Origin of the sequence: Amycolatopsis sp. NBC_00438, from assembly GCF_036026695.1 — a bacterium.
Classification (GTDB): Bacteria; Actinomycetota; Actinomycetes; order Mycobacteriales; family Pseudonocardiaceae; genus Amycolatopsis.
The window spans coordinates 4,939,358-4,951,190 of record NZ_CP107923.1 but is presented as its reverse complement, the minus strand read 5'-3'; the positions used below and the strand labels follow the sequence as shown (position 1 = coordinate 4,951,190).

The 11,833-nt window shown below is 72.2% G+C and carries 13 protein-coding genes and 1 pseudogene; 9 read left to right on the top strand and 5 right to left on the bottom strand.

Features of this window, described 5'->3' with window-relative positions; genetic code table 11:
* Nucleotides 1–98 precede the first annotated feature (98 nt).
* The 5 genes from rpe (at nt 99) to OG494_RS21635 (ending at nt 3,768) form a co-directional block, all read left to right on the top strand.
* Nucleotides 99–770 (top strand): ribulose-phosphate 3-epimerase, encoded by a 672-nt coding sequence (rpe, locus tag OG494_RS21655; protein ID WP_328458990.1) that lies wholly within the window; start codon nt 99–101, stop codon nt 768–770.
* Nucleotides 771–858: 88 nt separating this feature from the next.
* On the top strand, nt 859–1,491 hold the full coding sequence (locus OG494_RS21650) for a riboflavin synthase (protein ID WP_328458471.1): 633 nt from the start codon (nt 859–861) through the stop codon (nt 1,489–1,491).
* The gene (locus OG494_RS21645) at nt 1,488–2,816 is read left to right on the top strand and encodes a bifunctional 3,4-dihydroxy-2-butanone-4-phosphate synthase/GTP cyclohydrolase II (RefSeq protein ID WP_328458469.1); all 1,329 of its coding nucleotides are present in this window, start codon (nt 1,488–1,490) and stop codon (nt 2,814–2,816) included. The genes OG494_RS21650 and OG494_RS21645 overlap by 4 nt, the downstream gene beginning before the upstream one ends.
* Nucleotides 2,813–3,319, top strand: coding sequence for a 6,7-dimethyl-8-ribityllumazine synthase (ribH, locus tag OG494_RS21640; RefSeq protein ID WP_328458467.1), 507 nt, complete (start codon nt 2,813–2,815; stop codon nt 3,317–3,319). Before OG494_RS21645 ends, ribH begins: the two co-directional genes overlap by 4 nt.
* 53 nt (nt 3,320–3,372) lie before the next feature.
* On the top strand, nt 3,373–3,768 hold the full coding sequence (locus tag OG494_RS21635) for a PH domain-containing protein (RefSeq protein WP_328458989.1): 396 nt from the start codon (nt 3,373–3,375) through the stop codon (nt 3,766–3,768).
* A gap of 17 nt (nt 3,769–3,785) precedes the next feature.
* Here OG494_RS21635 and OG494_RS48410 read toward each other — a convergent pair.
* From OG494_RS48410 to OG494_RS21625, 3 genes and pseudogenes are all read right to left on the bottom strand, one after another.
* Nucleotides 3,786–4,109, bottom strand: a pseudogene (locus tag OG494_RS48410) (SecDF P1 head subdomain-containing protein); the annotation flags it as partial.
* Nucleotides 4,110–4,176: 67 nt separating this feature from the next.
* Complete coding sequence (locus OG494_RS21630) at nt 4,177–4,953, bottom strand: exodeoxyribonuclease III (protein WP_328458465.1); 777 nt, start codon at nt 4,951–4,953, stop codon at nt 4,177–4,179.
* A gap of 73 nt (nt 4,954–5,026) precedes the next feature.
* Nucleotides 5,027–5,749, bottom strand: coding sequence for a S1 family peptidase (locus OG494_RS21625; protein ID WP_328458463.1), 723 nt, complete (start codon nt 5,747–5,749; stop codon nt 5,027–5,029).
* A 166-nt stretch (nt 5,750–5,915) separates the two neighbouring features.
* On the opposite strand from OG494_RS21625, the gene uvrC reads away from it, so the two are divergent.
* The 4 genes from uvrC to whiA are packed head-to-tail and all read left to right on the top strand — an operon-like array spanning nt 5,916 to nt 10,777.
* Entirely contained in the window at nt 5,916–7,889 is a 1,974-nt protein-coding gene (uvrC, locus tag OG494_RS21620; RefSeq protein WP_328458461.1) for an excinuclease ABC subunit UvrC, read from the top strand.
* A gap of 41 nt (nt 7,890–7,930) precedes the next feature.
* The gene (rapZ, locus tag OG494_RS21615) at nt 7,931–8,788 is read left to right on the top strand and encodes an RNase adapter RapZ (protein ID WP_003101350.1); all 858 of its coding nucleotides are present in this window, start codon (nt 7,931–7,933) and stop codon (nt 8,786–8,788) included.
* A 1-nt stretch (nt 8,789) separates the two neighbouring features.
* Nucleotides 8,790–9,782 (top strand): gluconeogenesis factor YvcK family protein, encoded by a 993-nt coding sequence (locus OG494_RS21610; RefSeq protein WP_328458459.1) that lies wholly within the window; start codon nt 8,790–8,792, stop codon nt 9,780–9,782.
* Entirely contained in the window at nt 9,782–10,777 is a 996-nt protein-coding gene (gene whiA / locus OG494_RS21605) for a DNA-binding protein WhiA (RefSeq protein ID WP_247049167.1), read from the top strand. Before OG494_RS21610 ends, whiA begins: the two co-directional genes overlap by 1 nt.
* Here whiA and OG494_RS21600 read toward each other — a convergent pair.
* Entirely contained in the window at nt 10,740–11,597 is an 858-nt protein-coding gene (locus OG494_RS21600; RefSeq protein WP_328458456.1) for a hypothetical protein, read from the bottom strand. The two genes, whiA and OG494_RS21600, sit on opposite strands and share 38 nt — an antisense overlap.
* Nucleotides 11,594–11,800 (bottom strand): hypothetical protein, encoded by a 207-nt coding sequence (locus OG494_RS21595; protein WP_328458454.1) that lies wholly within the window; start codon nt 11,798–11,800, stop codon nt 11,594–11,596. Before OG494_RS21595 ends, OG494_RS21600 begins: the two co-directional genes overlap by 4 nt.
* Between the last annotated feature and the right edge of the window lie 33 nt (nt 11,801–11,833).

The window sequence follows — 11,833 nt, the reverse complement described above, 5'->3', positions numbered from 1 at the left end:
GGCGGGGTGACCTCCCTCTCGGGAGCCAGATTCTGGTCACAACCGGTTAGCGACCGTTAGCGCGGGCCTCCTACACTCGGGACGTGGCAGACCGACCCCTGATCGCTCCCAGCATCCTTTCCGCGGACTTCGCCCGGCTCGGCGAGGAGATCGCCGCCGTGGCCGGCACCGGGGACAACCGCGCCGACTGGGTGCACGTGGACGTCATGGACGCGCACTTCGTGCCCAACCTGACCCTGGGCCTGCCCGTGGTCAAGGCGCTGCTCAAGAGCACCGACGTGCCGATCGACTGCCACCTGATGATCGACGACCCCGACCGCTGGGCGATCGGGTACGCCGAGGCCGGCGCCTACAACGTCACCGTGCACGCCGAGGCCGCGAAGGACCCCGTCGCGCTGGCGAAGAACCTGCGCGCCGCGGGCGCCAAGGCCGGCCTGTCGGTCAAGCCGGGCACCGCGCTCGAGCCGTGGCTCGACGTGCTCAAGCACTACGACACGCTGCTGGTGATGTCGGTCGAGCCGGGCTTCGGCGGGCAGTCGTTCATCGCGGACGTCCTCGGGAAGGTCCGCACCGCGCGGCGGCTGGTCGACACCGGGCACCTGAAGCTGGTCGTCGAGATCGACGGCGGGATCAACGCCGAGACCATCGAGCAGGCCGCCGAAGCGGGCGTCGACTGCTTCGTCGCCGGGTCCGCCGTCTACGGCGCCGGCGACCCCGGGAAGGCCGTCGCCGCCCTGCGCGAGCAGGCCGCGCGCGTCCGAGCGGGCTGAATCTCCGGTTCGAGGCGCGGGCGGAGAAGCCGCGCGGGTGCCTCGGGTGTTGGATGGAGAGGGACCCGGCTACAAGGAGGCAGCGGACGTGTTCACCGGCATAGTCGAGGAGATCGGCGAGGTCGTCGCGGTCGAGCAGGTGACGAACGCGGCGCGCCTGCGGGTCCGCGGGCCGCTGGTGACGAGTGACGCCGGGCACGGCGACTCGATCGCGGTCAGCGGCGTCTGCCTGACGGTCGTCGACGTCGCCGGCGGCGAGTTCACCGTCGACGTCGTCAACGAGACCCTGCAGCGTTCCAGCCTGGCCAAGGTCGCGGTCGGCGACCGCGTCAACCTGGAGCGCGCCACCCCGGCCGGCGGCCGGCTCGGCGGGCACATCATGCAGGGCCACGTCGACGGGACCGGCGTGTTCCTCTCGCGCGACGAGAACGGCGTCACGACTTTCGCGCTGCCGGAGCACCTGGCGCGCTACGTCGTCGAGAAGGGCTCGATCGCGGTGGACGGCATTTCGCTGACCGTCGCCGCGATCACCGGCGACCAGTTCGCGGTCGCGCTGATCCCGACCACGCTCGAGGTGACCACGCTCGGCGGCCGCGAGGCCGGCGACCTGGTCAACCTGGAGGTCGACGTGGTCGCGAAGTACGTCGAAAAGCTGGCCGAGGCGCACATCCGCGACCAGGTGCAGAATCGGGACGGCGGCACGGAGGAGCAGCGGTCATGAGCGAGACGAGTGCGGCAGAGCCCGAAGCGGGCTGGACCCCGTGCGGCACCGGGGCGGTGTTCGACGCCGACGCCATCGAACGGGCGGTCGCGGACGTCGCGGCGGGCCGTCCGGTCGTCGTGGTCGACGACGAAGACCGCGAGAACGAGGGCGACCTCATCTTCGCGGCGGAAAAGGCGACCCCGGAGCTGCTGGCCTTCATGGTCCGCTACACCTCCGGCTACGTCTGCGTCGCGCTGACCGAAGCCGAGGCGGACCGGCTGGACCTGCCGCCGATGTACCACACGAACCAGGACGCGCGCGGCACCGCGTACAGCGTCACGGTGGACGCGGCCGACGGCATCAGCACCGGCATCTCCGCCGCCGACCGCGCGCACACCATCCGGCTGCTCGCCGACCCGGCGTCGTCCGCGAAGGACTTCCGGCGCCCCGGCCACGTCGTCCCGCTGCGCGCGAAGGAGGGCGGCGTGCTCCGCCGTCCCGGGCACACCGAGGCGTCGGTCGACCTGGCCCGGATGGCCGGGCTGAACCCGGCCGGCGTGCTCTGCGAGATCGTGTCGCAGAAGGACGAGGGAGACATGGCCCGCCGCGACGAGCTCGAGGTCTTCGCGGCCGACCACGACCTGGCGATCATCACCATCGCCGACCTGATCGCCTACCGCCGTCGCACCGAGAAGCAGGTCGAACGGGTCGCCGAGGCGCGTATCCCGCTGGCCGCGGGCACGTTCCGCGCGGTCGGCTACGACTCGCTGCTCGACGGCATCGAGCACGTCGCGTTCGTCTACGGCGAGATCGGGGACGGCCAGGACATCCTGGTCCGCGTCCACTCCGAGTGCCTGACCGGCGACGTCTTCGGCTCGCTGCGCTGCGACTGCGGCCCCCAGCTCGACGCCGCGCTCGCCGCGGTCGCCGCCGAGGGGCGCGGCGTGGTGCTCTACATCCGCGGCCACGAGGGCCGCGGCATCGGCCTGCTGCACAAGCTGCAGGCCTACCAGCTGCAGGACGACGGCGCCGACACCGTCGACGCCAACCTCGCGCTGGGCGTGCCCGCCGACGCCCGCGACTACGGCACCGGCGCGCAGATCCTCTGCGACCTCGGCGTCCGGACCATGCGGCTGCTGTCGAACAACCCGGCCAAGCGGATCGGTCTCGAGGGGTACGGCCTGCGCGTCACCGGGCGGGTGCCGCTGCCGATCTCGCCGAACCCGGAGAACCTGCGCTACCTGCGGACCAAGCGCGACCGGATGGGCCACGACCTGGCCCAGCTGGAGCACTACGACCAGGTCGGCGCCGGTCCCGAACACCCCGACGGAGGAGCACAGTGAGCGGCGAGGGCCGTCCCGACCTCAAGCTGGACCTCTCCGACTGCAAGTCGCTGAAGCTGGGCATCGTCACCACCAAGTGGAACGCGCCCATCGCCGACCTCCTGCTGGAGCGGGCCCTGGTCGCGGCCAAGGAGGCCGAGCTCGAAGACGAGCCGACGGTCGTCCGCGTCGCGGGCGCGATCGAGCTCCCGGTGGTCGCGCAGGCCCTGGCCCGCAACCACGACGCGGTCGTCGCGCTGGGCGTCGTCATCCGCGGCGGCACCCCGCACTTCGAGTACGTGTGCGACGCGGTGACGGCGGGCCTGACCCGGGTGGCCCTCGACGAGAGCACCCCGGTCGGCAACGGCGTCCTGACGTGCGACACCGAAGAGCAGGCCCTCGACCGGTCGGGCCGGCCCGGCTCGAAAGAGGACAAGGGCTACGAGGCGACGGTCGCGGCGCTGGACACCGCGCACGTGCTGCGGACCCTGCGCCAGCCGTGGACCGAGCGGGGTTTCGTGTGAGCGTGGCTACTTCATCGGCGACCTTGGTCATCCGGCCGCGCCGGGCGCTGATCATGTGCAGCGTGCTGGCGGTGGCGCTGCTGGCGGTGTTCATCGTGGTGGCGGTGCTGCTGCGCAACGGCAACACCGGCGTCCACTTCCAGCGCTCCGACCAGGCGGCGATGGTCGGCATCGGCATCCTGCTCTCGGCGGGCGTGATGCTGTTCGCGATCGCCCGGGTGCGGGCCGACGCCGAGGGCATCGAGGTCCGCAACGTGCTGATGACCCGCCGGTTCGCGTGGAGCGAAGTGCTGTCGGTGAGCTTCCCGGACGGCGCGTCGTGGGCCCGCCTGGAACTGCCGGAGGACGAGTACCACGCGGTGATGGCGGTCCAGTCGGTGGACCGGGCCCGCGCGGTGGAAGCGGTGCGGGCGCTGCGCAAACTGCACCGCGCGGCCACCGGCGGCTGACGACCGGAGAGCCGGCCGGCCTGCTGTTCGGTGAATGTGCCGGTGATCTGGGTGCTGCCGTCGAGGATCGCGACTTGGACGACCGGCGCCGGGATTACCTGGCTGTCCACGACGAACGTGGCTTGCCGGTTGACGTTCTTGCTCGTGAAATCGGCCCAGATCTTCGTGCCCTCGGACTTGAAGCCGTGTGTCCGGCCAGCGGATCGGCGCGGCCTGGAGTGCCGTCGATCGCCCGCACGGCCGCCGTCTGCTCCGCCGCATCGGTGTTCTGCCGCGCGGCCGGCGAAGGAGGCGCGCCGCCGACCCGCGAAGCGTCGGCCACGATCATCACCAGGGCACAGCCGAGAGCGTCAGTGCGAAGCGCATGAGCCCGAGTCGGCAGGACGGACCCCGGTTGTTACGCGGGCGTCAGAGACTCAGGTCCACCACGATCGGCGCGTGGTCCGACGGGCCCTTGCCCTTCCGCATGTTCCGGTCCACGTACGAGTCCGTGACCGCGTCCGTGAAGGGCGTGTTCCCGTACACCAGGTCGATGCGCATGCCCTTGTTGTTCGGGAAGTTGCCCGCCCGGTAGTCCCAGTACGTGAACGGGTGGTCGTACTTCAGCGGCCTCGGGAAGACGTCCGTCAGGCCCAGCTTCCGCAGCCGTGCCAGGGCCTCGCGCTCCGGGGGCGTCACGTGCGTCGACTCCGTGAACACCGCGATGTCCCAGACGTCCGCGTCCGCCGGGGCCACGTTGAAGTCGCCCAGGATCGCGAACGGCCCGGCCGAAAGCTCCGCGGCCGCCATGGAGCGCAGGGTCTTCAGCCACTCCAGCTTGTACGCGTAGTGCGGGTTGTCCGGCTCGCGCCCGTTGGGCACGTACACCGACCACACCCGCACGCCACCACACGTCGCGCCGATCGCACGCGCCTCGGCGGCGCCCTCGAAGGAAGGCTCGTCCGGCAGCCCGCGCACCACGTCGGACAACCCGACCCGCGAGACGATCCCGACGCCGTTCCAGCGCCCGAGCCCGTACGCGGCCACCTCGTAGCCGAGCGCCTCGACCTCGGCGGCCGGGAACTTCTCCGTCGTGTTCTTCAGCTCCTGCAGGCACAGCACGTCCGGCGCGGACTGCTCGAGGAACTCCAGCACCCGGGGCAGGCGGGGGATGATGGAGTTCACGTTCCAGGTGGCGATCCGCATGCCGCGAGTTTCCCACATCCCACCGACAGGAAAGGGGCGGCACGAAAAGCGCCGCCCCTTCCGGGAAGAACCCTCAGACGCCGGCGGTCGTCCGGATCCAGGACCGGCTGGACGCCACGCTCGCGTAGTTGTTCGTGCCGCGCGTGTTGGTCCCGCTCTGGTTCTGCACCGTCGAGGCGACGCCGACCTGGACGCCGTTCGACACCTCGGGGCCGCCCGAGTCGCCCTTCCAGGCCGAGCCGTTGACGCCGACGCTCTGGATCGCGCGGCCGCCGTAGGCGTCCGACGAGCGGCCGGTCACCTGGACGTTCGCCACCTTCAGCGCCGACGCCGGCGGGCCGGTCGGCGTGGTGCGGCCCCAGCCGTAGAGCTGGTTGCTGCTGCCGGTCGACGGGTCCGCGCTGCCCAGCGAGATCGGGCCGGTACTGGTCGCCGAGGCCAGGTGCAGCAGGGCGATGTCGCCGTTGGGGGACTCGTACTTGCCGTCGACGGCGATCTGCGTGCCGGAGAACAGCGTGTTGCTGCCGACCTTGACGTGCATGCCCGAGCCGTCCTGGTCGAGGCAGTGCACCGCGGTCATCACCCAGCGCGACGCGATGACCGTGCCGGAGCAGTTGAAGCCCTGGAAGTCGCGACCGGGCGTGTTGACGTACACCTGGGCGCCCCAGGAGACCGCCGGGGCGGTGGAGCCGCCGACGATGTTCGGCTGGACGCCGGCCGACGCGACGGCGCCACCGGCGAGGGTCAGCGCGACGGCGGCCGCCGAAGCGGCACCTAGGACACGGAGAGAGCTCACGGTGGTGATCCTTTCGGATGGGACCCGATCCTGCTGGGTCGGAAAGTAACCACCGCGTCACACAGGGGGACACCGACGAAGGTCGGAAGACGGCGATCACCCTACTTCCGGCGGGCGAGGCGGGGGGCCGCGAGAACTGTCGGTGCCGCGCCATAGTCTTGGGGGCGTGGCTGACCCGACCACCTACCGTCCCTCGCCGGGGAGCATCCCGGATGCCCCCGGCGTGTACAAGTTCCGCGACGACGCCCGGCGGGTCATCTACGTCGGCAAGGCGAAAAGCCTGCGCAGCAGACTGAACTCGTACTTCGCCGACCTCTCCGGCCTGCACCCCCGCACCCGGCAGATGGTCACCACCGCCGCGAGCGTCGAGTGGACCGTCGTCACCACCGAGGTCGAGGCGCTCCAGCTCGAGTACAACTGGATCAAGGAGTTCGACCCGCGGTTCAACGTCCGCTACCGCGACGACAAGAGCTACCCCGTCCTCGCGGTGACGCTGAACGAGGAGTTCCCGCGGCTGTTCGTCTACCGCGGGGCGCGCAAGAAGGGCGTCCGGTACTTCGGGCCGTACTCGCACGCGTGGGCCATCCGCGAGACGCTCGACCTGCTGCTGCGGGTGTTCCCGGCGCGCACCTGCTCGGCCGGGGTGTTCCGGCGCCACGGCCAGATCGGCCGGCCCTGCCTGCTCGGCTACATCGAGAAGTGCTCGGCGCCGTGCGTCGGGCGGGTCTCGGCCGACGAGCACCGCGACATCGTCGAGGACTTCTGCGACTTCCTGGCGGGCAAGACCGACGGCATGATCAAGCGCCTCGAAGCCGAGATGGCCGCCGCGTCCGGGGAGCTCGAGTTCGAGCGCGCGGCCCGGTTGCGCGACGACCTCGGCGCGCTGCGGCGCGCGATGGAGAAGCAGGCCGTGGTGTTCGGCGACGGCACGGACGCCGACGTCGTGGCGTTCGCCCACGACGACCTCGAAGCCGCCGTCCAGGTCTTCCACGTGCGTGGCGGCCGGGTCCGCGGCCAGCGCGGCTGGGTCATCGACAAGGCCGAGGAGATGGACGTCCCGGCGCTGGTCGACCACTTCATCACGCAGTTCTACGGCGAGCAGGCCGAGCTCGACGCCGGCGACAACGTCGACGCCGGGCCCGCGGTCCCGCGCGAGGTCCTGGTCCCGGAACTGCCCGCGGACGCCGACGCGCTCGCGGAGTGGCTCACCGGGCTGCGCGGCTCGCGGGTGCAGGTGCGGGTGCCGCAGCGCGGCGACAAGAGGGCCCTGGCGGAGACCGTGGAGCGCAACGCGGGGGAGGCGTTCACCCAGCACAAGCTGCGCCGGGCGGGCGACCTCACCGCGCGGTCGGCGGCGCTCACCGAACTGCAGGACTTCCTGGCCCTCGACACCGCGCCGCTGCGCATCGAGTGCATCGACATCAGCCACATCCAGGGCAGTGACGTCGTGGCGTCGCTCGTCGTCTTCGAGGACGGCCTGGCGCGCAAATCCGAGTACCGGCGCTTCGCGCTGCGCGAGGCGGCCGAAGAGGGTGACGTGGCGTCGATCGCCGAGGTCGTCCGGCGGCGGTTCAACCGCTACCTCAAGGAAACGGCCGAAGGCGCCGACGTGCCGATCGACTCGTCGAAACCGGGCCTCGACCCGGAGACCGGCCGGCCGCGCAAGTTCGCCTACCCGCCGAACCTGCTGGTCGTCGACGGCGCGGGCCCGCAGGCCACGGCGGCCGCGGACGTCCTGGCCGAACTGGGCATCACCGACATTTCCGTGGTGGGGCTGGCGAAGCGGCTCGAAGAGGTGTGGCTGCCCGCCGACCCCGATCCGGTGATCCTGCCGCGGACGTCGGAGGGGCTGTACCTGCTGCAGCGGCTCCGTGACGAGGCCCATCGCTTCGCCATCACCTACCACCGCGAGAAGCGCTCCAAGCGGCTGCAGGCGTCCGAATTGGACAGTGTGCCCGGGCTGGGGCAGGCTCGCCGCACCGCGCTGATCAAGCACTTCGGTTCGGTGAAGAAGCTCAAGCAGGCCCGGATCGAAGAGATCGAGGCGGTGCCCGGCTTCGGCAGGCGCACCGCGGAGGCCGTGGTCGCCGCGCTGGCCGGGGAGTCCGGCGCGGGCCAGGGCACGAAGACAGGGGAGTAGGAAAGACAGTGAGTGCGCAAGAAGATGTCCGCGGCTCCGGCATGGAGGTCGCGGTGGTGTCCGGGCTGTCGGGGGCGGGCCGCAGCACCGCGGCCAAGTGCCTGGAGGACCTGGGCTGGTTCGTCGTGGACAACCTGCCCCCGGAGCTGATCGCCACGATGGTCGAGCTGGGCGCGCAGGCGCGCGGCGCGATCACCAAGGTTGCCGTCGTCATGGACGTGCGCTCGCGCGCGTTCACCGACGACCTGGCTTCGGTGATCAAGGACCTGGACGCGCGGGGGTACAAGCCGCGCGTGCTGTTCCTGGAGGCGACCGACGCCGTGCTGGTGCGGCGCTTCGAGGCCGTCCGGCGCGGTCACCCGATGCAGGGTGACGGCCGGCTCGCCGACGGCATCACGGCGGAGCGGACGCTGCTGGAACCGCTGCGCGAAGAGGCCGACCTGGTGCTCGACACGTCGTCGCTGTCGGTGCACGACCTGCGCGCCAAGATCGAGGACGCGTTCGGGTCCGAGGCGAGCACGCAGACCCGCGTCACCGTGCTGTCGTTCGGGTACAAGTACGGGCTGCCGATGGACGCGGACCTGGTGATGGACGTCCGGTTCCTGCCGAACCCGTTCTGGATCCCGGAGCTGCGCGAACACACGGGCCTCGACGGCGAGGTCCGCAACTACGTGCTCTCGCAGGAAGGCGCCGAGGAGTTCCTCGACCGCTACCACCAGCTGCTGCGGCTCATCGGCGCCGGCTACAAGCGCGAGGGCAAGCGGTACCTGACCCTCGCCGTCGGCTGCACCGGTGGCAAGCACCGCAGCGTGGCGCTGTCGGTGGAGCTCGCCCAGCGTCTGTCCAAAGAGGACGGAATGGCCGTGAAGGTGGTGCACCGCGACCTTGGTCGTGAATAACGTGCGGGCGGTCGCCCTCGGGGGCGGCCACGGACTGCACGCCACGTTGTCCGCGGTGCGGCGGGTGACCCCCGACGTCACCGCGATCGTCACCGTGGCCGACGACGGCGGCTCGTCCGGCCGGCTGCGGCGCGAACTCGGGCTGCTGCCGCCGGGCGACCTCCGGCAGGCGTTCGCCGCCTTCGCCGCGGAAGACGGCGGCACGCTCTGGGCCGAGGTGTTCCAGCACCGCTTCGGCGGGGACGGCGCGCTGGCCGGGCACGCGGTGGGGAACCTGCTGCTGGCCGGGCTGTTCGAGGTGCTCGGCGACCCGGTGGCGGCGCTCGACGAGGCGTGCCGGCTGATCGGCGTCTCCGGCCGGGTACTGCCGATGTCGCCGGAGCCGCTGGAGATCGTGGGGGAGGTCAGCGGCCTCGACAGCGAGGACCCGGCGGCGCTGCGCACGATCCGCGGCCAGGTCGCGGTGGCGTCGACGCCGGGGCAGGTGCAGCGCGTCAGCCTGCACGCGCCGGGCCGGCCGGGGCGGCCCCCGCAGGCGTGCGCCGAAGCGGTGGACGCGGTGCTGGCGGCCGACGTCGTGTTCCTCGGTCCCGGCTCCTGGTTCACGAGCGTGCTGCCGCATCTGCTCGTGCCGGGGCTGCACGACGCGCTCGTCAAGACCACCGCGACGAAGGTGCTCGTGCTCAACCTTGTCCCCCAGCCGGGGGAAACCGCGGGGTTCTCCCCGGAGCGGCACCTGGACGTCCTGTCCGAGCACGCGCCGGATCTGCGGGTCGACGCGGTGATCGCGGACCGCGATTCGGTCCCCGACCCGGCGAATCTCCGCCGCGCGGCGGAGCGGCTCGGCGGCCGGGCACACCTGGGGGCGGTGGCCGACCCGGAAGTGGCGGGACGGCATGATCCTGATGCGCTCGCGAGGTGTATGCGGGAGGCTCTCGGTCTCGGCAGGGGCGGGGAGCACGGGGGAGGAGCGAAAGGCAGGGAGGGGCAGTAATGGCGATGACCGCCGCGGTGAAGGACGAACTGAGCCGGCTGGAGATCACGAAGATCGGGCCGCGCCGGGCGGAGGTCGCGTCGCTGCTTCGCTTCGCCGGCGGGCTGCACATCGTGGCCGGCCGGGTGGTCGTCGAAGCGGAGCTGGACACGGGCTCGGTCGCGCGACGGCTGCGCAAGGAGATCCACGAGCTCTACGGCCACCATTCCGACGTCCACGTCATCACCGCCAGCGGCGGGCTGCGCAAGGGCACCCGGTACGTGGTGCGCGTGGTCAAGGACGGCGAGGGGCTGGCCCGGCAGACCGGGCTGATCGACCAGCGCGGCCGCCCGGTGCGCGGCCTGCCCGCGGCCGTCGTGTCCGGCGGCGTGGCCGACGCGGAAGCGGCGTGGCGGGGCGCGTTCCTCGCCCACGGCTCCCTGACGGAACCGGGCCGGTCGTCGTCCCTGGAAGTGACGTGCCCCGGCCCGGAGGCGGCGCTGGCTTTGGTGGGCGCCGCGCGCCGGATGGGCATCCAGGCGAAGTCGCGCGAGGTCCGCGGCGCCGACCGCGTGGTGGTCCGCGACGGTGACGCCATCGGCGCGCTGCTGACGCGCTTGGGCGCGCACACGAGCGTCCTGCAGTGGGAGGAACGCCGGATGCGCCGCGAGGTGCGCGCGACGGCGAACCGCCTGGCCAACTTCGACGACGCGAACCTCCGCCGCTCGGCCCGCGCGGCCGTCGCGGCGGCGGCCCGGGTCGAGCGCGCCCTGGAGATCCTCGGCGACACGGCCCCGGACCACCTCCTGGCGGCGGGCAAGCTCCGGCTGTCCAACCGGCAGGCGTCCCTGGAGGAGCTGGGCCAGCTGTCGGACCCGCAGATGACGAAGGACGCCGTGGCCGGGCGCATCCGCCGCCTGCTGGCGATGGCGGACAAGCGCGCGAAGGACCTGAGCATCCCGGACACCGAGTCCGCGGTCACCCCGGAGATGCTCGAGGAAGAGGAAGACGCCTGACGAGGTCCCGCAGCCAGGGTCCGGCGATCGCGGGTTCGCGGGTCAGCACGCGAGCCAGCTGATCCCGCACGGCCGGTGAGCGGCCGGCTTCGACGAGGGCGACCGCTTCGGCGAGGGCTCGCCGGGTGCGGTGGTCGCGGGCGGGGGAGCGCACGTCCCCGGCCGCCCACGAGAAGCGCCCGAACGACCGTGCGAGCTTCTGCTGGTGGTCCGCGAGGTAGCCGAACAAGGCGGTCTCGACGGACACGTTCCGGATCGTCACCTCGCGTGCCCATGCGGTGTGCTGCTGCCACCGCCAGGTGTTCGGGCTGGTGTGCGTGCGCCGGGTCAGGCCGACGATCCGGAGCCGGCGGCGGATCGCGGGCCAGTCCGCCCGCTCGTCGGCGGCCCAGTCGCGCAGGATGTCCAGCAGCTGCCCGAACGTCCGGCCGGACGACACCACGTCGACGAAGACGACCGGCTTCGCTCCGCGGGCCAGCAGCTCCGGCGTGAGACCGTGCGCGGCGAGGTTCGCCCGCAGCTGCGCGACCTCGGTCGCGGCGAGGCCGCCCCACAGACCGCCCACCAGCCCGGTGGAGAGCGGCAGCAGGTGCAGCCGGGCCGGGTCGGGCAGCGCACCGCCGAGCAGGTCGAACACGGAGTCGCCGGACCGGCCGACGAAGTACAGCTCCCCGTTCTCCGACCGGGCGAGCACCTTCGCGGCGCACTCGACGAGGTCGTCGAGGAACCACAGATCGGGCTCGGGCACACCGTCCAGAAGGGAGCCGAGGTGGTCGGGGCGCACCAGGTCCCAGCGGAACGGGCGGTTCGGCTCGATCACGCCGGCCTCGCGCGGCCGTACTCGGCCACCAGCTCCGCCAAGCGGTCCGGTCCGGCCGCGCCACCGCCGCGGCGGGCCAGGACGGCCGCCGTCGCCACGAACCCTTCGAGTGGCGCCCGGTCGATCGGGTGCGAGGTCGCGCGGTACCCGGCGACCCAGGTGTCGGCGAACCCCGGGCCGTCGATCGTGCGGTACCGGCTCATGGACGGCGAGCCTAGGGGAGCGGGGCCGCGCTG

What these genes read in the sequence shown, in the direction of transcription:
- whiA (WP_247049167.1), top strand. Translation starts at nt 9,782, where the DNA reads ATGGCGATGACCGCCGCGGTGAAGGACGAACTGAGCCGGCTGGAGATC.
- OG494_RS21635 (WP_328458989.1), top strand. Translation starts at nt 3,373, where the DNA reads ATGTGCAGCGTGCTGGCGGTGGCGCTGCTGGCGGTGTTCATCGTGGTG.
- OG494_RS21630 (WP_328458465.1), bottom strand. Translation starts at nt 4,953, where the DNA reads ATGCGGATCGCCACCTGGAACGTGAACTCCATCATCCCCCGCCTGCCC.
- rapZ (WP_003101350.1), top strand. Translation starts at nt 7,931, where the DNA reads ATGGAGGTCGCGGTGGTGTCCGGGCTGTCGGGGGCGGGCCGCAGCACC.
- OG494_RS21595 (WP_328458454.1), bottom strand. Translation starts at nt 11,800, where the DNA reads ATGAGCCGGTACCGCACGATCGACGGCCCGGGGTTCGCCGACACCTGG.
- OG494_RS21645 (WP_328458469.1), top strand. Translation starts at nt 1,488, where the DNA reads ATGAGCGAGACGAGTGCGGCAGAGCCCGAAGCGGGCTGGACCCCGTGC.